The 22943-nt window shown below is 52.1% G+C and carries 19 protein-coding genes; 16 read left to right on the top strand and 3 right to left on the bottom strand.

Translation table 11 applies throughout. The features are described from left to right. Positions 1-42: 42 nt before the first annotated feature. The 13 genes from ACSSVF_RS14455 to ACSSVF_RS14395 all read left to right on the top strand — a co-directional run bounded on the left by ACSSVF_RS14455 (position 43) and on the right by ACSSVF_RS14395 (position 14489). Positions 43-540: a sigma-70 family RNA polymerase sigma factor gene (locus ACSSVF_RS14455; RefSeq protein WP_492404415.1), complete on the top strand. Its 498-nt coding sequence runs from the start codon at positions 43-45 to the stop codon at positions 538-540. Further along, positions 537-1499 (top strand): FecR domain-containing protein, encoded by a 963-nt coding sequence (locus ACSSVF_RS14450; RefSeq protein ID WP_492404413.1) that lies wholly within the window; start codon positions 537-539, stop codon positions 1497-1499. The genes ACSSVF_RS14455 and ACSSVF_RS14450 overlap by 4 nt, the downstream gene beginning before the upstream one ends. A 97-nt stretch (positions 1500-1596) precedes the next feature. Next, positions 1597-4038 carry a TonB-dependent siderophore receptor gene (locus ACSSVF_RS14445; RefSeq protein ID WP_492404411.1) on the top strand — a complete coding sequence of 814 codons (2442 nt, stop codon included), beginning with the start codon at positions 1597-1599 and terminating at the stop codon, positions 4036-4038. 36 nt (positions 4039-4074) lie between these two features. Further along, a complete protein-coding gene (locus ACSSVF_RS14440) occupies positions 4075-5217 on the top strand; it encodes a PepSY-associated TM helix domain-containing protein (protein WP_492404409.1) in 1143 nt (380 codons plus the stop codon). Then, positions 5217-5393 carry a hypothetical protein gene (locus tag ACSSVF_RS14435; protein WP_492404408.1) on the top strand — a complete coding sequence of 59 codons (177 nt, stop codon included), beginning with the start codon at positions 5217-5219 and terminating at the stop codon, positions 5391-5393. Before ACSSVF_RS14440 ends, ACSSVF_RS14435 begins: the two co-directional genes overlap by 1 nt. A 225-nt stretch (positions 5394-5618) precedes the next feature. Beyond that, positions 5619-6962: a GTPase HflX gene (hflX, locus tag ACSSVF_RS14430; RefSeq protein WP_492404406.1), complete on the top strand. Its 1344-nt coding sequence runs from the start codon at positions 5619-5621 to the stop codon at positions 6960-6962. Between the two features lie 229 nt (positions 6963-7191). After that, positions 7192-7755, top strand: coding sequence for an RNA polymerase sigma factor (locus ACSSVF_RS14425; RefSeq protein WP_492404405.1), 564 nt, complete (start codon positions 7192-7194; stop codon positions 7753-7755). After that, the gene (locus tag ACSSVF_RS14420) at positions 7752-8615 is read left to right on the top strand and encodes a FecR family protein (protein ID WP_492404403.1); all 864 of its coding nucleotides are present in this window, start codon (positions 7752-7754) and stop codon (positions 8613-8615) included. The genes ACSSVF_RS14425 and ACSSVF_RS14420 overlap by 4 nt, the downstream gene beginning before the upstream one ends. A 102-nt stretch (positions 8616-8717) precedes the next feature. Continuing rightward, positions 8718-11132: a TonB-dependent siderophore receptor gene (locus ACSSVF_RS14415; RefSeq protein WP_492404401.1), complete on the top strand. Its 2415-nt coding sequence runs from the start codon at positions 8718-8720 to the stop codon at positions 11130-11132. 292 nt (positions 11133-11424) lie between these two features. Then, on the top strand, positions 11425-13044 hold the full coding sequence (locus ACSSVF_RS14410) for a PepSY-associated TM helix domain-containing protein (protein ID WP_492404399.1): 1620 nt from the start codon (positions 11425-11427) through the stop codon (positions 13042-13044). Then, entirely contained in the window at positions 13041-13355 is a 315-nt protein-coding gene (locus ACSSVF_RS14405; protein ID WP_492404398.1) for a DUF3649 domain-containing protein, read from the top strand. The genes ACSSVF_RS14410 and ACSSVF_RS14405 overlap by 4 nt, the downstream gene beginning before the upstream one ends. Continuing rightward, positions 13352-14155 (top strand): DUF3325 domain-containing protein, encoded by an 804-nt coding sequence (locus ACSSVF_RS14400; RefSeq protein WP_492404396.1) that lies wholly within the window; start codon positions 13352-13354, stop codon positions 14153-14155. The genes ACSSVF_RS14405 and ACSSVF_RS14400 overlap by 4 nt, the downstream gene beginning before the upstream one ends. 1 nt (position 14156) lies before the next feature. Next, positions 14157-14489 (top strand): hypothetical protein, encoded by a 333-nt coding sequence (locus ACSSVF_RS14395; protein ID WP_492404394.1) that lies wholly within the window; start codon positions 14157-14159, stop codon positions 14487-14489. Positions 14490-14529: 40 nt separating this feature from the next. Here the strand turns inward: ACSSVF_RS14395 and ACSSVF_RS14390 are convergent, their stop codons facing one another. Next, positions 14530-15426 (bottom strand): LysR family transcriptional regulator, encoded by an 897-nt coding sequence (locus tag ACSSVF_RS14390; protein WP_492404392.1) that lies wholly within the window; start codon positions 15424-15426, stop codon positions 14530-14532. A 107-nt stretch (positions 15427-15533) separates the two neighbouring features. Here ACSSVF_RS14390 and metE point away from each other — a divergent pair, with 107 nt between their 5' ends. The 3 genes from metE (at position 15534) to ACSSVF_RS14375 (ending at position 19376) form a co-directional block, all read left to right on the top strand. Next, positions 15534-17825 carry a 5-methyltetrahydropteroyltriglutamate--homocysteine S-methyltransferase gene (gene metE, locus ACSSVF_RS14385; RefSeq protein ID WP_492404390.1) on the top strand — a complete coding sequence of 764 codons (2292 nt, stop codon included), beginning with the start codon at positions 15534-15536 and terminating at the stop codon, positions 17823-17825. A gap of 196 nt (positions 17826-18021) precedes the next feature. After that, positions 18022-18534, top strand: coding sequence for an RNA polymerase sigma factor (locus ACSSVF_RS14380; protein ID WP_492404389.1), 513 nt, complete (start codon positions 18022-18024; stop codon positions 18532-18534). Beyond that, on the top strand, positions 18531-19376 hold the full coding sequence (locus ACSSVF_RS14375; protein ID WP_492404388.1) for a FecR family protein: 846 nt from the start codon (positions 18531-18533) through the stop codon (positions 19374-19376). Before ACSSVF_RS14380 ends, ACSSVF_RS14375 begins: the two co-directional genes overlap by 4 nt. A gap of 66 nt (positions 19377-19442) precedes the next feature. Here the strand turns inward: ACSSVF_RS14375 and ACSSVF_RS14370 are convergent, their stop codons facing one another. Together ACSSVF_RS14370 and ACSSVF_RS14365 are read right to left on the bottom strand one after the other, a co-directional pair. Then, complete coding sequence (locus tag ACSSVF_RS14370; RefSeq protein WP_492404387.1) at positions 19443-21884, bottom strand: TonB-dependent siderophore receptor; 2442 nt, start codon at positions 21882-21884, stop codon at positions 19443-19445. Between the two features lie 102 nt (positions 21885-21986). Next, a complete protein-coding gene (locus tag ACSSVF_RS14365) occupies positions 21987-22940 on the bottom strand; it encodes a FecR domain-containing protein (RefSeq protein WP_492404385.1) in 954 nt (317 codons plus the stop codon). Positions 22941-22943 lie beyond the last annotated feature (3 nt).

Genomic DNA, 22943 nt, shown 5'->3' with positions numbered 1-22943 from the left:
AGTATCATTGATAATGATTCTTATTAAAAGTTAGTTATGTCAATGTCTGACCCAACTGTACAACAGCAATTGCATCATTTGTACAGTCATCATCATGGTTGGTTAAAAGCCTGGTTGCGAAAGAAGCTCTCTTGTCAGCATGCCGCGGCTGATTTGGCGCAAGATACCTTTGTACGCCTGATCGTTTCAGAAAAAAGACCTTTGCCAGAGCAATCTCGCGCCTACCTCACACAAATCGCCAAGGGCCTGATGATCGATCTTTACCGGCGTCAACGCCTGGAATTGGCATACCAGGAATGGCTGTTGCAACTACCATTAGTCGACACGCCTTCACCCGAACAACAAGTGATCGTGTTGCAAACCCTGATCCAGTTTGACAAGGTCATGGGGCAACTGCCAGTCAAAGTCCGCGAGACATTTGTGCTATCTCGCTTCGAGCACCTCACTTATAGTGAAATCGCCGACCGGCTGGATATTTCTGTCGCTGCCGTCCGTAAATATATGCTCAAAGCCACACAAGCCTGCATGGAGTTACTATGAACCAACAGCGTGCCCTGAATCACCCTGGCGACTATGCAAGTGCGCAACAACAGGCACTGGAGTGGCAGGTATTGTTGTGGTCTGGCGAAGTCACTGCCGCTGAGCAGCAATCTTTTGAGGAGTGGCTGACGGCGAGTGATATGCATCAACAGGCCTGGCGTGAAATCGGGGTGATGCAGCAAAAACTGCAATTGGTCCCCGACCGCGCGGTTGTATTGCTCAAAGACAAAACACATTCCGCCAAAAGACGCCGATTGTTGCAGATGCTGGGGCTGGCCGTAGTCACCACCGGTACCATGCCCATTGTGCGCAATAGTGAAAGCTGGCAAACGCTGGCAGCTGATTACCGTACACATACCGGGCAGCAAGAAAAAATCGTCCTGGCGGATGGCAGCCAATTGATGATGAATACCGCGACCGCTGTCGATATTGCCTACAGCGACCGTGAGCGCCGGCTCATTTTGCGGCAAGGCGAGATATTTATTAGCACCGCGGCTGATGAGAGCAGGCCGCTACTGGTGCAGACGCGACATGGCACAGCCCAGGCATTAGGCACACAGTTCAATGTACGCCTCAAACCGCATGAAACACGGGTGTCTGTACAACAAGGGCAAGTAAAACTGCGCCCGGAAGATGGGTTACATAGCCTGGTCATTGCCAGTGGCCAGCAGGCAGGATTTTCAAATGACGCCGTTTCAACTTTAACGCCGAATACCAATGAAAGTGCATGGCTAGATGGCAAGCTGGTGGCAGAGCAAATGCGCCTGGGTGCTTTCCTCGATGAGTTGAGCCGCTATCGTTCCGGTGTGATTCGCTATGATCAAACCGTGGCCAATATGGTGGTTTCAGGCGTTTTCCCCTTGCTTGATAGCGATAGGGTATTGCAATCGCTGTTACAGGCCTTGCCACTACGGATAGACTATTTTTCCAGCTATTGGGTGACTGTGCACGCTGCTTAAGTCTGCGTTAATACAAAAAATTTCGCTGCGGGTGTAGCACTTTTATTTTCTCGTTCGGGATAGGAGAGATGACTACTTTTTCAACGAGGAAATTTCCATGTCCCATTCAGTTCAACACCAGGCGACATTGCCTGTGTTTCGTATCCGCCAGCTTGCTGGTTTGCTCTTGCTTTCCGGCCTGGTCTCTATGGCGTATATGCCACGTGCTTATGCAGAAGCATCGCAACAGGCGCAGGCATCCATTCAGGCATTCGATATTGCATCAGGATCGCTGGATCAGGTGCTCAATGCCTATGCAAAGCAAACAGGCATATTGCTGGTAATCGATGCCAAGTTAACTCAAGGCAAGCAAAGTCGTGGCTTGCACGGGCAATATGAAGTACTGCCTGGCTTGAATGCCATCCTGGGCGGCAGTGGCCTGCAGGCAGTCACGCAGGAGAATGGCAGTTATAAATTACAGAAAGCAGCACAACCGTTACCTGCCGCTAGCAGCGTTGATACACTCCCAGAAGTGGTGGTGGCGGATGCAAAAGTGAAAGAAGAAAACAAAGTGTATGCCGGGTCGCAGGTCGCACGCCAGGGTAAGGCCGGCATATTGGGGCAGCGCGATTTTCTGGATGTCCCGTTTAACGTCACCAACTATACGGCAGACATCATCGCTGACCAGCAGGCGCGCAGTATCGGCGATGTATTGCAAAATGATCCATCCGTCAGACAAACTAGTGCGCGTACCAATATCAATGAAGATTTTTCTATCCGCGGTTTTACAGTTGCCAGCCAGGATATCGCCCTGAATGGTATGTATGGACTGATGCCTTATTTCCGCGTGCCGGTTGAAATGGCAGAGCGTATTGAGGTACTCAAAGGCCCTAGCTCGTTGCTGAACGGCATGCCGCCAAGTGGCAACGTGGGTGGCAGTATCAATATTGTGCCAAAACGCGCCGCTGATGAGGCGTTGAGCCGCTTTGGTGTCACCTACATGAATGATTCAGTGTTTGGGACTACTGCAGATCTAGGTCGCCGCTTTGGAGAGAATAATGCATTCGGCGTCCGCCTGAACGGCATGTACCGCAAAGGCGATACCGCTATCGATCGCCAAAAACTGGAAGAATTCATGGGCAGCCTGGCGCTGGATTATCGCGGGGAAAAGCTACGGGTGACTGCTGATTTTATCAACCAGCAGGAAACCATTAACGTCGTTGTACGCCAGTTTACGGCAGATGCCGCTTTGGCCAGCATGCCAAGGGCGCCTGACAATAAGTTGAACTACCCGGGTTATGGTCATTCGCAAATGAAAGACCGCTCCATGGTGTTGCGTGGTGAATATGACATCACTGATGCGATCATGATCTATGCAGGCATAGGCAGCCGTAATAGCCAGATGGACGCCGTTGCCGGCAACCCGGTACTGACCAGTGCAAATGGCAACTTTAATTCTACGGCCATGTGGCAATTGTTTGAGGTGAAATCGGAATCATTTGAAGCCGGTGGCCGCTTCAAATTCAGCACCGGTCCGGTAGGACATCAGGTCAGTGCTGGTGTCACCAAGGTCAGCCAAAACACCAATATTCATTTCGTGCCGGTCTCTGGCAATATCAACAACAATATTTTTTCACCGGTGTATATCAGCACGCCAAGTACTTCAGGCTTGAATGACAATATGGTCAGGTTCGGTGCAACGACGCTGACCAGTTATGCCCTGGCAGATACCTTGTCCTTCCTCGATGAAACGCTGCAAGTCACCCTGGGCGCAAGACACCAGAATGTAGAGCAACAGGCTTACAGCCTGCCGACTGGTGATAAATCAGGTGCCAAATATGATCAGGGCGAAGTCACACCAGTGGCTGGCGTAGTGTTCAAACCGTGGGAGCGCGTGTCTTTGTATGCCAATTATATTGAAGGCTTGAGCCAGGGCCAGGTCGCGCCAGTAGGCACCACCAATGCCGGACAAACATTCTCACCCTATAAAACCAAGCAAAAAGAGGCGGGCGTGAAAATGGACTGGGGCAAAGTGGCCACTACCGTGAGCGTGTTTGAAATAGAACGCCCAAGCGCCGTGACTACCGCTAATACATTCAGCGTCAGTGGCGAGCAGCGCAATCGCGGGGCAGAAGTGAACGTGTTTGGTGAAGTCGTGCCAGGTGTACGTTTACTTGGCGGCGGCGCCTATACACAAGGCAAGCTGGTCAAAACCCAGGGCGGTGCTTTTGATGGCAATACAGCGGTCGGTGTGCCTGACTGGCAAGTCAGCCTGGGCGGCGAATGGGATCCGCTGCCTGTCAGCGGCCTGACACTGACTTCCAGGGTTATTTACACCAGCAAGCAGTATGTGGATCAGGCGAATAACCTGTCTATCCCAAGCATTACGCGCTTTGATATCGGTGCCCGTTACAAAGCCAAACTGCATGACACGCCTGTAACGATACGTGCCAATATCGAGAACCTGTTTAACCGCGATTACTGGAATACTTCGAATGAAGGCTATATCTACCTTGGCATGCCGCGTACCTTGCTGCTGTCGGCAACTGCAGATTTTTAATCACATGGTGTCAGGTATCAATAAAGAAGTCATGTCATGAGTATCCGTAAGTGGTATTTGATTCACAAGTGGACCAGCCTGATCAGCACAGCATTTCTACTGATGCTGTGCATCACCGGCTTGCCCTTGATTTTTCATGAGGAAATCGAGCACTTGCTTGGTGTGGTGGAAGCGCCCGCCATGCCGGAAGGCACGCCCAATATCAGCCTGGACAAAGTGGCGGAGGCTGCCAAGAAACAGCGGCCTCAGGATGTGATCCGATTTATGTTCTGGGAGCAGGATGAGCACCCCAATGTGACCCTGGTTTCCATGGCAAAAACCATGGATGCTTCTCCTGATGATTCGAATATCGTGCTTATTGATACCCGCACCGCCAAGGTTCTGGATGCACCACCGCCGGATCATGGGTTTATGTATGTCATGCTTAAATTGCATGTGGATATGTTTGCCGGCATACCCGGCATGCTGTTCCTGGGCTTGATGGGGCTGCTGTTTGTGGCCGCCATCGTGTCAGGGGTTGTGCTTTATCACCCGTTTATGCGGCGCCTGGCGTTTGGCACTATCCGCCGGGAGAAACAGGCCAGGCTGAAATGGCTGGATATCCATAATCTGTTAGGGGTGGCTACCTTAGTGTGGGCATTGGTGGTGGGGATCACAGGCGCGATCAATACCCTGAGCCAGATCGTGATATTTGTCTGGCAAAATGACCAGATGGCAGAAATGATCGCACCTTACAAAGGCTTGCCGCCACCTACACAATTGGGTTCTCTGCAAGATTCCATTGAGGCTGCCAAAAAAGCAGTTCCCGAGATGCATGTCAGCTTTGTCGCTTTTCCGGGCAGCATGTTTTCCAGCCCGCATCATTACACCGTGTTTATGAAAGGCAATACGCCGGTCACTTCACGTTTGTTACGTCCAGCGTTGATTGACGCCCAAACGGCAACATTGACCGATACCAGGGAAATGCCCTGGTACGTAAAAACCCTGTTGCTTTCGCAACCTCTGCACTTTGGTGATTATGGAGGTTTGCCGTTAAAAATCTTGTGGACTTTATTAGACCTGGTGACGATTGTGGTGCTGGTCAGCGGCCTGTATCTCTGGATCAAGCGGCGGCAGCATACCGAACAACGGATTAGCGAGCTGGAGCAAAAGCATGCGCAATTGGTGAGGGGGACTTGATGAATAAACGCTTTATCCATATATGGGGTTGGCCCATCGTGCTCGCGTTGCTGACTGGGTTTGGTTTATTGTCAGCCTTGTTGGGCACTGGCATCTGGCACTGGCTGTCCTGGGCCACCATCGCTATCCCGCTCTTGATGATAGGCTATTACTGGCTAATCAATAAAGGCAGATAAATAATCTAATGGTAAAAAAGGCGCGGCAACAACGCGTCTTTTTTTATTTCCATCCTTAGTTAAGTGCATCTTTTTTCAGTTGACTGAGTAGAATAAGCCACGCTTTTTGTCTGCCAGGCCATTTGCAACAGTCATTTTTTCGATTTTATCTAAACACGCATGATGGTGACGCTCGCATTTACGGGTACTATCTAGCCTCTCCCATTCAAGCGATGCTATTCCCTAATGCAAAATGAAGTAAAAGAGCCCGTCAGACATGCAGTGGTTGCAGCTGTCCAATTGCCAAATGTCAGCGATATGGAGTTTGAAGCCTCTCTGAACGAACTGCGCGAGCTTGCAAAAACACTGGGCTATAAAATCGTCAACACATTTGTGCAGAAGCGCACTAGCTTTGATACCACGGGCTATCTTGGCATAGGTAAGCGCGAAGAAATCCGTGATTACGTCAGCAATGAATCCGTAGAAGAAGCATCCCTGTCGCCGGATGCATACTTGCCCGAGATAGAAGCCGTGCTTGTCGACCACGAAATTTCACCGGCCCAGGCGCGCAATCTTGAGATTGAAGTCGGCTGCGAGGTCATGGACCGTACCATGGTCATCCTGGAAATCTTTCACCGCAATGCCCGCTCACGCGCCGCACGTGCGCAGGTGGAGATCGCCCGCCTTGGCTATATGGCGCCACGTTTGCGTGAGGCAGCCAAACTGGCGGGCCCACAAGGGCGTCAGCGTAGTGGGGCGGGTGGCCGCGGGGCAGGTGAGTCGCATACCGAGCTGGATAGACGCAAGATTCGTGACCGCATTGCTGATCTGCAACAGGAAATCATCGTCATGGACGGCGAACGCAAAACGCAACGTGCACGCCGTCAGGAGCGGCAGACGATGGCGAGTGTCGCCCTGGTTGGTTACACCAATGCCGGAAAATCTACCTTGATGCGCGCACTGACTGGTAGCGAGGTGCTGGTAGCGAACAAGCTGTTTGCCACGCTGGATACCACGGTGCGCGCCTTGTACCCGGAAAGTGTGCCGCGCGTGCTGGTCAGCGATACCGTCGGTTTTATCAAAAACCTGCCGCATGGCCTGGTGGCTTCTTTTAAATCGACACTGGATGAAGCGCTGGATGCTTCACTGCTACTGCATGTGATCGATGCCAGCGACCCCGGTTTTGAGCGGCAGCTCGAAGTGACAGATAAAGTGCTTGAAGAAATCGATGCCGATCAGGTGCCGCGTATCCGCGTGTTTAACAAAATAGATTTTGTTGGTGACGCTACAGCGCAAGCTGAATGCGAAGCTGCATTGTGCCTGAAATATCCGGATTGCATCGTGATGAGTGCACGCCGTCCTGATGAAGTGGCTAGCCTGCGCCAGAAGATCGTTGATTTTTTCCAGCAGGACCTGGTGGAAACCGAGATATTCCTGCCCTGGACAGCGCAGCAATTGCGCGGAAAAATTTATGCCACTTGCCAGGTATTGAATGAGCGCTCAGAAGACGAGGGTGCTTTTTTCACTGTGCGTGGCGAGCAAAATGATATCGATAGCTTGCGTGAACAGTTATTGCTGGTACAGCAATAACCTGGGGTTTTGCACACATGTGACGATGGCCGGATATGCGGACGCATGCCTGCATTGCCTGATTTTTGATTCCCATGGATAGACACCGCGCAGGCATTGCTCACCTGAGGTATTGATGACAATTTTGCTGAAAATCATCTCGCAATATTGATGGCGCTGGCAAGATTCTGAAGAAGTGCTGGATATATTAAACGATAATCGTTATCATTTGTGGCTGTTTTGATCATCCATGATTGGCCATCTCCCGTTGTCGCAACAGCCCAAGTATCCTTCTTTGATCCATGCCTTAACCATCCATTACGATGACCTGATCGATTATGTCAGGCGCAAATTTGGCGGACGCGAGTTTGCACAGGATGTGGTGCATGATCTGTGCGTCAAGCTGATTGAGCGCCCTGTCTTGTTAGAGATTCAGCAACCGCTGGCCTATCTGCGCAAAGCCTCTGCCAATGGTGCGCTCAATCGCATCCGTAGCGAAAACCTGCGTGCCGAGTATATTGATGTTGTCGAAGAACTGCCTGATTATGCACATGCAGAGTCAGGTGAGTATCTGCTTGCCCTCAAGCAAAATGTGATCAGCCTGCATGCCGTGATTGAAGGCTTGCCACCGCGTGCCCGCCAGGTGTTTTTGCTGCACCGGCTGTATGACTTCAGCCAGCAGGAGATCGCAAAAGAACTGGATATTTCCAGAACCATGGTCACCCAGCACTATCGCCGGGCGATACGCGAAATCGCGGAGAAATGGCCGCCACTACAACTGTACTATCAATCGCGCTGGGGGGATCAATCTTGAGCAAACCTGCAAATCAAGCGGTATCTCCGCAAACATCGGCCCTACGCAAGGATGTTTTTACAGCCTACGAAGATGAGTTACGGACATTGTTTCCTTCAAGCGACGCTATCCTGCAAGAAGCGAAGCTGCTGAGTCAGCGTCGTAAACAGGCCAGAAAGCGCAGCATCAGCACGGCAGTTTTATTACTGGCCATCGCGACGGTGGTGATAGATCCGGCCTGGCGGATAGAAACCCTGTCCACCCCTATAGGCAAACAGGCCAGCCATGTGCTGCCGGATGGCAGCAACGTGGTGCTGAATACCAATAGTGTCCTCAAGGTCGAGCGCCACCTGCGCACAAGGCAACTACAGCTGGTGCAGGGTGAAGCGGCTTTTACCGTCAGCCATGGCTGGCGTCCTTTCAGCGTGGTGGCGCAGGATGTGCGCGTGAAAGATATAGGCACCCGCTTTAACGTCCGTTTAAAAGCCGACAGTGTGCGCGTGGCCGTACTGGAGGGGGCGGTTGAAGTGAATGCCGGAGACCAGTACCAGATACTCACCACAGGGCAGGCCATAGAGTCACAACTGGGCACCCTGAGCCATGTAAACACTATCAACCTGGATCATGAAGCGGCCTGGCAGCAAGGCAAGCTGGTGTTTAATGGAACGCCATTGCGCCAGGTGGTCAATGAAGTTCAGCGCTACAGTGCCATGACCATACATGTCGATCAGGCGGTCGCAGGCATGCGGGTCTCTGGCGTCTATGATGCCGCGGCATTGGAAACCTTGATCCAGGATCTGGCGCAGAGCCTGCCGGTTGAAATCGCACGCACAGCCGATGGCGAAGTGCTGATCAGGAAAACCCACAAGCAGCCCTCCTGAGCGCTGAATAAAAAAATTCTGCCACCACCTACACATTTTTCTGTTTCAAGTGCCAACCCTAATGAAACCTTCATTTAGAAGGTGAACCAATAGGGGAGTTTCATGTTTTCTATGCATCAACATGCCCGGCAACACCATCTGGCCGGCTTCAAATTAACCTTGGCAGGCCTGCTGCTATCAGCCGCCATGCACAGCCAGGCGGCCTCGCTGGAGCTGGATATCCCAAGCCAGTCACTGGACCAGGCCCTGAATGCACTGGCGTTGAAATCAGGCGAAAGGATTTCTTTTTCTACTGACCTGACTGAAAAGCACACTGCGCCTGCGCTCAAGGGTAAATATGAATTGCGCCGGGCGCTGGAAAAACTGCTGCAAGGTTCTGGCCTGATGCTCAAAGACACCGGTAACAACAGCTTTACTGTCGTCAGGGCGGCGGACCAGCAAGTCAGTACCTTGCCGGAAGTCCTGGTGGCAGATAAAACGCAGGATGAATCACTGACCGAAGGGACGACTTCCTACACCACTCAATCCATGAGTACGGCGACTCGCCTGCCGCTGTCTATCCGTGAGACACCACAGGCGGTGACCGTGATCACGCGTCAGCGTATGGATGACCAGGGCATGCTCAATATCACGGATGTAGTGAAAAGCACGCCGGGTGTTTTTCTCAGTAATGCTGATGGCACTGGACGTCCCAATTTCGAGGCGCGCGGATTTGGTGTCAGCAATATCATGTACGACGGTTCGCTGGCGCCATGGTCCTCTTACATCCCCAGTGCGCAGGCTAACCTGGCCATGTATGACAGGGTAGAAGTCGTGCGTGGCGCGACTGGTTTGATGCAGGGCGCAGGTAATCCTTCGGCAGCCATTAACCTGATACGCAAACGGCCGACCAGCGAATTCAAAGGCTCTGTGACGGCTTACGCCGGCAGCTGGGATAATTATGGCAGCATCCTCGACCTGGGCGGCGCGATGAACGAAGCAGCCTCGGTACGTGGGCGTGTGGTGGCTTCGGTGCAAGACTCGGGCAGTTTCCGTGATGGGCAGGGCTATGAAAACCATCTGCTGTATGGCATCAGCGAGATCGACCTTTCTGATAAAACCAAACTGACAGTGGGTGGTTTTACCCAGAAAGACAGGACCAACGGATCATGGTGGGGCGGCTTGCCAGTCAATCCGGATGGCAGCCATGTCAAACTGAACCGTTCTGTCAGCCTGGCGAATAACTGGGAATACCTGGACCAGGAAAACAGGAGTCTTTTTGCCATTCTTGAACACAGTTTCAATCAGGACTGGAAGTTGAGATTCAGCACCACTTATATGTGGAACCACACCGATGGTGTTGGTACTTTTATGCGCACTACCAACACTGGCGGCACGGTCAGCCGTGATCTGATGGCCTGGCGCGGAGACCAGGAAAACAAGGCTTCCAGCTATGACCTGGTGGTGAACGGCAAATATGATTTGTTCGGGCGCCAGCATGAAGTGGCGTTTGGCGGCAATCGTAACCAGTTTGACGCCAGCCCCAACAATTACCGGACCACCTACTTCGGCAGCAATACCGATATCTATAACTGGAGTGGCAGCGCCCTGGCCAAACCAGCGCTGCCTTATGCGAACACCGGGCATACACGCATACAGCAAGACGGAGTATATGTGACCTCCCGCCTCAATCTGGCTGATCAATGGAAATTGATATTGGGTGGTCGGCTGGACTGGTATGACTTCGATAACTACCGTAACAACTCGGATTATGAAGTGGTGCGCAATGTCACCCGTTATGCCGGGCTGATTTACGATATCAATGAGCAGCACTCACTGTATGCCAGCTTTACCGATATTTTCAGTCCGCAAAGCAGTCTCGGGCGCGATGGTAATGTGATCCGCCCTATCGATGGCGAGAACCACGAACTGGGGCTCAAAGGTGAGTATCTGAATGGCGCCCTGAACACCAGCGTTGCCGTGTTCCAAATCAACCAGAACAATCGCTCACGTGCGGTCAGGGATGTCAGCCAGTGTACGGTAGGCACCAGCTGTGCCGAAGCCAGTGGCCAAGTACGCAGCCGCGGCGTCGACATGGAAGTGCAGGGCGCATTGCAGCCTAACTGGCAGGTTGGCGCTGGTTATACTTATACCAATACCGAGTACATCAAGGATGACAGCTATGATAAAGGTGATCGCTTCAATACCTTATCACCTGAGCATATGTTCAAATTAACCACCATGTATCGCTTGCTGGGTGACTGGTCAGATTGGCGAGTGGGGGCTAACGTTTATCGCCAAAGCCGCATTTACACCATCGCTTCAGAAGCTGGTACCACTGATGATGTTGAACAGAAGGCTTATACGCTGGTAGACCTGATCGTCGGTTACAAAGCCAGCAAGGCGCTCGATTTCCAGCTCAATATCAACAACCTGCTGGATAAAACCTATTACCGTGGCGTTTCCTCTGCCAACTGGGCCTGGGAAAGCTATGGTGAACCCAGAAGCGCCAGAATCACCGCCCGATATACGTTCTAGTCGCGCATGTGTGTAAAAGTGCCTTCCTGGCTGAAATCAGGGAGGCATTTTTATTGAAGGCTAGCCATCGCGGGTGTTGGTTTTAATGATCAAAAGACCATGAATATCAGCAAACTGAGTAAAAAGTCATTTTTTTTGCGTGATCGGGTGTCCTTTTTTCATTCTCGCGTGTCATTACATGTAAGAAGGCTAAATTTAACTTGATGTCCTGGCTGAAATCGCAGGCAGCAGTGAGATTCCGGGCGGATAGTATTTCTATCCGCTTTTTGATTGAAAAGAACAAGGATTTGTTGTGAAAGATGGTTTTCGCCAGAGCATGGCCTGGCTACATACCTGGGTAGGATTGCTGGTTGGCTGGGTATTGTTTTTTATGTTCGTGACCGGTTCCACCGGCTACATGAACGCCGAGATCACGCGCTGGATGCAACCAGAGCTGCCATTAGCCAAACCGGTGGTAGAAGTGCCGTCCGCACAGGTGTTAAAGCTGGCGTTTGACCGGCTGGAGCAGGTGGCACCCAGTGCCAGGATGTGGAATGTCACATTGCCACATCCTGCTGTCGCCGAGCGTACCGACAGGGAAGCCGCGATCGGTTGGGAGGACATGCCACGCCCTGGCCAGGAGCGCGGGCGTAATGGCAATGAAAGTTTTGACCCGGTCACCGGCGCGCATGAAAAGCCGGTCGAAGGCAGGGAAACCGGTGGCGGTTGGGAATTGTACGAGATGCACTATGCGCTGCATTACATCGATTACGAGATCGCGTTCCGTATTGTCGGCGTATGTACCATGTTCATGTTCCTGGCGATGATCAGCGGCATCATTACCCACAAAAAAATCTTCAAGGATTTCTTTACGTTTCGCCCTGGCAAGGGGCAACGCAGCTGGCTGGATGCGCATAATGTCATCAGCGTGATGACGCTGCCGTTCTTTATCATGATCACTTACAGTGGACTGGTGTTTTATACCTTTCAGTACATGCCTACGGTGAAAGATGTCATGTATGGTAGTTCTGAAAAGCAATTGCGGCAGTTGTACGACGAGTTATTCAAACGCGATTCAGTGGATAAGGTATTTACACCGGTCAAACGCCCTGTGGCTGACGTGGATAAAATGATCGCGACTGCCCAGGCCGCCTGGGGGCCGGAAATGCCCGTAGCAACAGTGACATTACGACATCCGGTCAATGAAGGCCCTTATGTGGAAGTCATGGCCGGGTATTCGTCTATGCTGAATCGTGGTTTCCCGCCCAAGCTGCGCTTTGATGCGTTGACCGGTGCGCCGGTCACATTCGATCATGCGACGAATGCCACCATGCTGACACGCAATGTGATGCTGGCTTTACACGAAGGGCACTTTGCCGGCTGGTGGCTGCGCTGGCTGTATTTCCTGTCTGGTGTACTGGGTTGCGCGATGATAGGCACCGGCCTGGTGCTGTGGACAGTCAAGCGGCGTAATCAATATATGGGCAAAGCGGCTGATTCCGGAAAACAGGCAGGCAGGCCAGGTTTTGGTCACCGCCTGGTAGAAGGGCTGAACGTAGGCACCATCGTCGGCCTGCCCGTAGCCGTAGCCATGTATTTCTGGGCGAATCGTTTGTTGCCGGTAGAAATGGCAGACCGCGCTAACTGGGAGATTCATTGCCTGTTTGCTGCCTGGGGCTGGATGTTTATCTACGCGGGTTTGCGCCCACTCAAGCGCGCCTGGCTGGAAAGCCTGCTGATTGCCGTCGCGGCGTTCGGATTGATTCCTGTGCTGAATTTTTTGACCACCGACAAACACCTGGGTGTTTCCCTGCCACACGGAGACTGGGTGCTGGCAGGGTTTGACCTGACCATGCTGGGATTTGCCGCGGCTTTTGCCTATATCGCCTATAAGCTGAACAAGCGCTGGTTGCAGCAGGAAGCCAGATCATGAAAAAAATCACTGCATTGAAGATGAGCAAAATGATGCGCTATCGCCTGATGGTGGCCTCTCGTATCCTGGCCGCCATCATAGGTGGTTATGCGCTGACCTCCGCACTTTCAGTACTGCTGGCCTTGCTGTTGCCCGTATCCCGCTCAGAAGCGACACTGGCGGCCACCATGCTGAGTTTTGCCCTTTATGCGGCAGTGGTGTTCTGGGTATTTGCGACCAGCACGGCTACCCGGGCCTGGCTGGGACTCTTGGTGACTGCGCTGCCATTGTGGTTGTTATGCTGGTGGCTGATGCCGGGAGCCGCGTTATGATGATGCATTATGCAAGTGTGTTCCTGTTTGCCCTGGCCGGGTTTGCCGCGCTGGCGATGAGTATGGAAAAACATAGCCGCGAACTGACCGGACGCATGCTCAATGTTACTCAGCGAAAGACGCTCTATTGCCTCGGCTGGGTGTTGCTGGCGATCGCGCTGGGGTTCGGCGTGGCAGGCTGGCACTGGAATATCGGCCCGGTATTGCTGTTAGGTTCGTTGACTGCCACCGGCATGTTGCTGGTGTTTCTGCTGCCGTGGTGGCCGTTACAGCCCAAGCACGCTGTCCGCAAAGAAAAACCGTTACCGCCATTCCCTGATCGGCCGTTGTCCACAGTCACACGCGGTTTATTGATTCTGGCATTGATCGGTCTGCCAGCCTGGGTGGTGTTCAATGCCTGGAAAATGTCCGAACAGGCGGTGTTGCGTGCGGATGCCATGCATGGACAGATCGGCCCCTGGACCTTTGTGATTGCCGAAGAAAATCAGGAAGGCCCCGAGTTTTTTGCTGGCAATACACCGGTCAAGGAGTTTCACCTGCGCTTTTGCGAAGCGTGCGACAGCGAGATCCGTGCTGCTTATCTCAAGATCCGCAAGCCGCGCTCGCTGCGTGCGGCAGGGCTTGCCTTCCATGGTGCAAGATGGACGCGTGAAGTGGCCATTTACATTCCTCCGGCAGCCACGCTGGAAGACCAGTTCTGGCTCACCGTAGAGAGCAAGGCGGGCGAGGTTTACCAGCAGGCGTTTGCGATTGAGCGCTTGTCTCCCGCCACGGCGAAGTTTATTCAGGAGAAAAAATAATATGCGGCCTGTTTCGCTGTATGCCGGTATAGGACTGTTATCCGCGCTGATGGTGTGCTTGCCCGTGCAGGCACATGGCGTCCATATCCCGATTGGCAAATGCTGGGTCGAGGCCAAGAGTATCGTCTGCGAAGGCGGCGAATCGGATGGCCATCCGCTGCTGGATGCCCTGGTGGAGGCCATCAGTTATGATGAAAAAACATTGTTTTCCGGCAAACTGGATGACCATTCCCGTATCCGCTTTCCACGTCCGCCGGGTCCGTTTTATATCCTGATCGATGCCGGCCCCGGCCAGGTGATCGAGCTGGACTGGAAAGATATCAAAGGGATTTAATATCTTTTCCTTTTTGGATATGGCAGCGAATGCACGTCAGTCATGCTGAGTGTGTGGCATTCGTCTTCGCCAGCTGAATAAACGCCTGCACATAATCAATCTGCACATCTGTTTCGCGTATGCCCAGGTAAATCTGTTTGGCAATACCTTGTTTGCCCAGTTGTACCGGCGTCACATCAAACCGGCTTTGATATTCCTCAACCAGCCAGCGCGGTAAAGCCGCGACACCACGACCACTGGCGACCATTTGCAGCATGATGTCAGTGGTTTCTATCGGTTTGTGCACGTGCGGGCTAATGCCGGCCGGTTGCAGAAACTGGTTGTAAATATCCAGCCGGTCTATCTCGACCGGGTAAGTGATCAGCGTTTCGTTGCTTAACTGTTCTGGCACGACATAGGCCGATTTTGCTAATGCGTGCTGATTATTCACCACCAGTACTTGCTCATAATCAAACACCGGTTGAAACACCAGCCCGGGTTTATACAGCGGGTCAGGCGTGACCAGCATATCAATTTCGTAGCCAAACAATGCCCCTATGCCGCCAAACTGGAACTTCTGTTTCACGTCTACATCCACATCCGGCCAGTCTGCCAGGTAAGGTGAGACTACTTTCAGTAGCCACTGGTAGCAGGGGTGGCACTCCATGCCTATACGCAAGGTACCACGCTCGCCCTGGGCAAACTGGCGCAAGCGCTCTTCCGCCAGTGATAACTGTGGCAACAGCCGGTTGGCGACGGCCAGCATATATTGCCCGGCCTGGGTCAGGCGCAAACTGCGGCCCTCACGTAGCCAGATATCCGTGCCCAGTTGCTGCTCAAGCTTTTTCATGGAATGACTCAATGCTGACTGCGTCAGGAACAATTTCTCTGCGGCGGCAGTGAGTGAGCCTTGCCGTTCAACCTCTCGGATAATCGCTAAATGAATACGTTCTATCATAGCTTGTATATGAATAAAATTAATCGATAGTTGAAATAATACCATTATACTTCATGTTTGGTGTTTTCTAGAATGCGTGTTCTGAAACGATTAATGACGAGGCAAGCATGGTCACCACACACAATCTTGGATTTCCGCGCATAGGCGCAAAACGCGAATTGAAATTTGCTTTAGAGGCTTACTGGAAAGGACAGTCTTCATTAGAAGCGTTAAAGCAGACCGGTAAACATTTACGCCAGGGCAACTGGGCTTTACAAGCTGGCCTTGATTTAACGCCGGTGGCAGACTTTGCGTTTTATGACCAGGTGCTGGACATGAGCTTTACCCTGGGCAATTTGCCAACGCGGGTGCAGGATTTTCATGGCGATGTGCTGGATAACTATTTCCGTGTCGCGCGTGGCCGTTCTGTTCAGTCTGGCGAAGACCACGCCCAGTGTTGCGGTGGTGTGGCCGCCGGTGAAATGACCAAATGGTTTGATACCAACTATCACTACATCGTGCCTGAGTTCACCGCTGAAACACGATTCACACTGGATGCGACCCGCCTGCTGGAACAACTGGCTGAAGCCAAAGAGCAAAACGTCAAGGCCAAACCTGTCATTGTCGGGCCGGTGACTTACCTCGCAATTGGTAAAACCAAAGATGATTCGAATCAGTTAGCCTTATTGCCGCAACTGTTGCAGGTTTATACAGAGTTACTGGAAACCTTGGCCACACAAGGCGTGGAATGGGTGCAGATCGACGAACCTATTTTAGTGACAGAACTGGATGCCGAATGGCAGCATGCGTTTAACCTGGCCTATCATCAATTGAAGAGCAGCCGCGTGAAACTGCTGGTCGCCACTTACTTTGGACAACTGGCGGATAACCAGTACCTGGCCGCCAATCTTCCAGTGGCTGGTTTGCATGTGGATGCCATTAACGCCCGTAGTGAGATCGTGCCGCTGATAGGCATGCTGCCTGCGCACAAAGTGCTTTCTGTGGGGGTGATCAATGGCCGCAATATCTGGAAAACGGATTTAAACGCTACTTTAGACTGGCTGGAACCGATCGCAGAGCGCCTGGGCGATCGTTTATGGATCGCGCCATCCTGCTCGTTGCTGCATGTGCCAGTGGATTTGGATAGTGAGCAAACGCTGGATGGCGAGATTAAATCCTGGCTGGCATTCGCCACCCAGAAACTGGAAGAATTACGTATTCTGGCTATCGCCCTCAATCAAGGCCGTGACGCTGTAAAAGAGCAGTTGGCAAGTAACCATGCAGCGATCGAAGCACGCCGTACTTCACAACGCGTGAATAATCCGCAGGTAAAAGCCGCGCTAGAAACACTGACACCGCAATTGGGCCAGCGCCAGCATGCCTATGGTGTGCGTGCGAGCAAACAGGCAGCATTGCTCAAGCTGCCTAAATACCCGACCACCACCATAGGCTCTTTCCCGCAGACCGCTGATATCCGTCATGCCCGCAGTGAATTCAAGGCGGGCCGCCTGGATGCGGCTGGCTATAAAACAGCCATGGAAGCCGAAATCGCGCGTAGCGTGAAAGAGCAGGAAGCGCTGGGTCTGGATGTGCTGGTGCATGGTGAAGCCGAGCGTAATGACATGGTGGAGTATTTTGGCGAGCAGCTGGATGGCTATGCGTTCAGCCAGTTTGGCTGGGTGCAGTCTTATGGTTCGCGTTGCGTGAAACCGCCGATCTTGTTTGGCGATATCAGCCGCCCCAAAGCCATGACTGTGCAATGGAGCAAATATGCGCAATCCCTGACCAGCAAGCCGATGAAAGGCATGTTGACCGGCCCGGTGACGATACTGAACTGGTCATTTGTACGTGATGACCAGCCGCGCTCTGTTTCATGCTACCAGTTAGCGCTGGCGATACGCCAGGAAGTGCTGGACCTGGAAAAAGCCGGCATCAGCGTCATCCAGATCGACGAAGCAGCACTGCGCGAAGGCCTTCCGCTGCGCAAAACGCAATGGCAGGCGTATCTGGACTGGGCGGTGGAATCGTTCCGTATCACCGCCAATGGCGTGGCTGATGAAACACAGATCCACACCCATATGTGCTATTCGGAATTCAACGATATCATCCAGTCGATTGCCGCCATGGATGCCGATGTGATCACCATTGAAACATCCCGTTCGGATATGGAGTTGCTGGATGCGTTCAAGACTTTCAAGTATCCAAACGAGATCGGCCCGGGTGTGTATGACATTCACTCGCCGAATATCCCCAACCAGGCCTATATGGTCAAGTTGATGCAACTGGCGGCTGAGCGCGTGCCGGCTGAGCGTTTGTGGGTGAACCCGGATTGCGGCCTGAAAACCCGCCAGTGGGCAGAAGTGTTGCCAGCGCTAACCAATATGGTGGCGGCAGCGAAAACATTGCGGGCAACAGCATAAATCCTGCATTGTTTACTTAAAAAGCAGCTGCAAGTGCGATTGCGCTGGCATCCTGAAAAGGGGTGCCAGCGTTTTTTCGCTTAAAACTCACACCCTATGAAATTTTCGTTCCTCACCTATTTGAGAATGATTTTCATTTGTAATTTTGTGATGAGGGCGCTAAGATAGCCGTTTATTTCATCCCTGCCTATTTACCGTGTTGCTTCATCCTGAACATTCCAAACTCGTAGTCACCCTGGTTTATCACTATGACGAACTGGTGAGCTATGTGAAACGCCGCTTTGGCGACCATCATTTCGCGCAGGATGTGGTGCATGATGTCTGCATAGAATTGATGGAGCGCCCGCCAGTGAGCCAGGTACATACGCCGATGGCGTTTTTGCGCAAGCTTTCACGAAACCGCGCGATTGACCGCTACCGCCAGTACCAGACCCAGCAGGCACACCTGAACACCCTGCAGGAAACAGCCGTGGATGCACATCATATCGATGGCGAACGGGTACTGCATTTTGTGCAGCGGCTGGAAGCGCTGAAACGCATGATTGAGGCCTTGCCATCACGGCAAAGGCAAGTGTTTCTGTTACATAAACTGCATGATATGCCGCAGCAGGAAATCGCCGATGAACTCGGTATTTCGCGCAATATGGTGACGCAGCATTTCAGCAAGGCCATGGCGGCTATCAATCTGAGCTGGGGACAAGCCGCATGAAAGCTACTGCGCGTGAATTGGCCGCATTGCCCAACGCTTCTGCTGCGCAAGATGCGTTGAATCCATATAAAGAAGCATTGCGCGAACACTTTCCCTCCCGCGAAGCATTGTTGCAGGAAGCCAAACAGCAAACTAAACGGCAACGTCTGCTGAAAAAAGTCGGCACCGGCATGGCCTTGTCACTCACATTAGCGCTCAGCTGGCTGATAGATCCGGTCTGGCAGAGTGAAGAGATGCGTACGCTGGTTGGCCAGCAAGCGCGCTATACCCTGAAAGACGGTAGTCATGTCGCGTTGAATACCAATAGTGTGCTGGTGGTCGAGCAACACCTGTATTCGCGGCGCCTGTATTTAAAACAGGGTGAAGCCTTGTTCACGGTAGATCATGGCTGGCGGCCGTTTACCGTATATGCCAACCAGACCCAGATCAGGGATATCGGCACGATCTTTAATGTGCGCAACACGGCACAAGGCGCGGTGGTGACTGTGGTGGAAGGCAGTGTAGAAGTGCGCACTACCCATGCACAGCGCATCCTGACCAAAGATATTTCGGTGACTACACAAGCCGGGACGATTTCTGAAAGCCGTTGTACCTCGGCCAATATTGCCTGGCAACAGGGGCGCCTGGTGTTTGATGGCACCCCGTTGGCCGATGTTGTCCAAGAGTTACAACGTTATCACCGCGGGCAAATAAAGATCGCCGATGCTCGCGTGGCGCAATACCGCTTGTCTGGTGAATACGATATCAATGCCATTGATGCATTGATTGATACCTTGCCAGAGATCATGCCGCTGCGCGTCGCAAGGCAAAGTGACGACACCATTGTGATTCGACACCACTAAAAACTTGAGGATTTCATCCGTCGAAAGCGCATGATGGACGGATGAAATCTGATCAGCAACCAGCTTTTAGAATTGCAGGTTTGCCGAGAAGGCAACGGTTCGTGGAGCGCCTATGTAGTACGAATTCAACCAGTAGCTTTTATCAAACATATTGTTGATATTCAGGCGTAATGTGAGTGGGTGGTTAGATAGCATGGTTTTGTAGCGCGCGCCTATATCGGCCGTCACTACTGAGGGCAGGCGGTCGGTGTTGGCATCATCGGCATATTGCTTGCCAGTGAAATACACACCCGCTGTCAGGGTCAGGTCAGGCATCTCATCTAAGGTATATTCGCTATATATCTTGGCCAGCTGTTTTGCGACATTGATAGGTTCTTTGCCATCTAACGCTGATTTTTTGATGGTTGGGTCTAGCAAGGTCAACCCGGTGATGATGGTCCATTGATCTGTCAGTTTTCCTGTCGCGCCAAATTCAATGCCTTTATGATTTTGCCGGCCATCTTGACGATACAGATTACCTGCCCCGGTAATCTCTGTATATTGATATGCTTTCTCAATTTCAAAAATGGCTGAAGTAAGTAGCAGATTGCCAACGCTGGCTTTAATGCCAAACTCCTGCTGGCGGCTGACCATAGGTGACATCGTTTGGTTACGGTTTATATAGCTCACGTCATTGGGCGCACGACCACCAGACTCCAGGCCTTCGATGTAGCTCAAATAGGATGTCAGCCATGGTGCTGGCTTGTATAGCAGCGAGGTGACTGGGGAGGTGCGGCTCTGGTCGTAAGACGAAGATTGCACACCCGGGTCACTATAGCTATAGGATAACAGGCGGCTGCGATTGACGCCTGCAAGTACAGACCATTGATCGTTAAAGGTGATCAAGTCACCAATGACAAAGTTCTCGTTGATATCCCGGCCTTTGGTAAAGTTGCCTGAGGTATCTGCTGCGAATGCCGGCTTGGCCACATAGCTTGGGCGGTCAAACGAGAATGGGCCAAAATTGAAGGATCCGCTGTCGTAATTAGATCCGCGAAACAGATCTGAATTCATGTAGTAGCCGGTGGTTACCTTGTGCGCGACATTCCAGGTGTCAAAGTGAATATCGGCGAATAGCTGGCCGGCGTTGAACACATCACTAGAATCATCACCAGCGAGTGCCAGTTGAGTATAAGCCGTTGCTGAGGACGGGTAGTTATAAACGCCGGCAGATCCTTTACGGTCAATATAATCCCGCATGTAAGCGCCACGCAAACTGACATTATCGTTTAGCTGATAGTGAATCTTGCTCAACAGTTTGATATTGTGAAACTCATCACTTCCCCATTTTTGCGCCCATAGTCTATCGGCATCTGGCGCTGACGGGCGGGAGACCCCCGGCGCGACAAACCAGTACGCAGAAGGCGCTTCTGTCTGATAATGGTTGTAGATGGCATTCAGTTCAAGCAGCAGTTTGTCAGTCACCTGCCAGTCAATCGCGCCACTGACCAGTTCGCGTTGTATGCCTTGATGATCAATGGCGGTGCCGCCATTCTGTTTGACGATGTTAAGGCGATAACCTGCGTTACCCTCTTCATCAATACGCCCGCCAAAATCACCATGCACGTAATACTGGTCACCGCCATAATTACCCACACTGACATTGTTTAAACGCGCGATAGTCGGCCGTTTATACACAAAGTTAACCATGCCACCGGGGCTGGCGGCACCATACAGAAAACCGGAGAGGCCATTAAGTATCTCTACGCGTTCTTTGTCCTCCATGGTCGCGGCGTGGTTGTATGGGCGACGCAGGCCATTTTCAGCGGTATTGTAACCATTAAAGCCACGAATATTGACATTGGGACTGAACCCGGTGATTTGAGGTGTAGTCGTTCGTGTCGAGGGATTGAGTTTATAGATATCATCTGGCGATTGCGCCTGGATATTCTGAATTAACTCCTGCGGCATCACACTGATGGCGAATGGCGTGTCTTGTAGTTTCATTTTAGCCAGCACGCCCACTGAAGAAATACTATCCACTTTGTATCCCTTCGCTGCTTTGCCTTCTTGTTGCAATTGAACAGTGCTTGATGTTTCGGTCTTATCCGATACCTGTACATCAGGCAGTGTTTGCGGTTCATGGCTATTGCGGCTGTTATTGGCCGGTGCTACAGCTGGTGCCGGCGCCTTGATTAACGAGTATTGCTGGGATTGGTTCTTTTTGGCAGCCAGTCCTGAGCCTTCAAGCAATATTTCAAAGGCCTGTTCTGCAGTGTAGCTACCCTGCAATGGCCGGGATTGCTTGCCCGCCGTTTGTTCAGGCGTGAAAGTCAAGGTCAACCCTGATTCGCTGGCTACGATCTGCAAGCTAGTGGCAAGCTCGCCTGCAGGAATATGATACTGCCTGGTCACTGGCTGAGATGCCTGGGTTGCGTCTGCAGCAAAGGCTGAAAAAGTCAGTCCGGTATTAAATGCCAGCATCAAAGCCAGCTGCAATGTTTTTTGCTTATATTGGGGGTGATACATGATGATCCCTAACGGTGATTGAATGAATTACCAGTAGAGGTCACGTGAAAATTAACATCGGGCAGTCTGTAGATTGTAAATTTTTGTAACTATTTTCATCGCTCAGTTTGCAGCCATGATGCGCACCCAGTAGCGCGTGTAATAGACAAGTTTGACGGGCAAGGAGTTTGGTAGTGCAGCCAATGCCTGTGAGGTGTCGGCAATCGTGAAAACACCTGAGATTCGCAATTCAGATGCCGCTGCATCACAATCAATAAAGCCTGTCCGGTAACGTGCCAGTTCTTGGGCCAGGTCAGCCAGCCGCATATTGTTTGCAAATAACAGCCCCTTTTGCCAGGCGCTAACCTGGGCAGGTACCGGGCTAGTCATTTGTATCTGGTCAGTAGAGAAAGATGTGTGTTCGCCAGCGTGCACAACACGGGTATGACCTTGTTTGGTCACTACCCTGACTGCACCTTCCAATACGCTCACTGCTGTTTTGTGGGCAGTGTGATAGACATTAAACCTGGTGCCCATCGGGGAAATGCTGCCATGCGCTGTGTATACATGAAGTGGGCGCTGCTCGCTGGGGCGATGTCCGGTCGTCACCATGATTTCACCGATATGCAGGTGCAGAATCCGGGCCTGGTCTGTAAAGTGCACATCCACTGCAGTCCGGGTATTCAAAGCAATCTGCGTTCCATCTGCCAGCGTCATTTCTTTCATTTCACCGGTGGCGGTGGTGTAGTCTGCCATTTGCAGTCGCCATGCGTCTGTGTCGCTGGCGAGTAAACCACCCCCCGCTACAACACCAAAACCAAGCAATGCTTTTAATGCCGTGCGTCTGGAAGGCTTATGCAGCGTTGATAAGGTTTGATATGCCGTTTTTCCATGCAGACGATGCCACGAGGCGCTTATGCGATGGATATGTTGCCAGGCGCGGGCATGCTCCGGGTTTTCGCTCAACCATTGCTGTAAGCGATCTGCATCGGTGGCCGCGAATTTTTCATCCATACAGCGTGTCAGCCATTCGGAAGCCGCTTTCGCCACATCTTCAGAAAATGGAGGGGTAGGCATACG

Source organism: Methylophilus sp. E2MeOHC9, assembly GCF_058744375.1.
This window is presented reverse-complemented; position numbering and strand designations above follow the sequence as displayed.